General features: G+C 63.3%; 1 protein-coding gene. It reads right to left on the reverse strand.

All coding sequences use genetic code 11. The features are described 5' to 3' along the window. The coding region (locus AC27LF_RS45640; protein WP_487231319.1) for an AMP-binding protein at window positions 1-523 on the reverse strand (523 nt) is incomplete at both ends.

Genomic DNA, 523 nt, shown 5'->3' on the forward strand with positions numbered 1-523 from the left:
ACCCCGCGCCAGACCACCCAGCAACATCAGATGGCTCGGCGTGACCTTCAAGAAGGTGCAGCGCCATTCCCCCGACAACGCCTCCACCACATCCGCGCTCTCGGTCAACCCGACCACCCGCACACACCCGCCCACCAGCAACGGGCCCAGCAACGACGTCACCGTCAGATCGAACGCCACCGACGAATGAAGACCCGCCACCCCACGCAGACCCTCATACTCCTCACCACACCACCGCAGATAACCCACCGCACTCCGATGAGAAATCACCACACCCTTCGGACGCCCCGTAGAACCAGACGTATAAACCACATACGCCGGATGATCCACACGCAGCGCACCCACACGCTCGGCATCCGCAACATCCGCACCCGACACAGCCGCCAAACGATCCTCAACACCGGGATCACCCAACACCAGACGAGGCACCGACACCGCGGGAAATACCGTGCCCGAAGCAGTGATCACACACGCCAGACCCGCGTCAGCGACCATGAACCCGACACGCTCCGCCGGATAGTCC

This window comes from Streptomyces diversicolor (genome assembly GCF_057537855.1).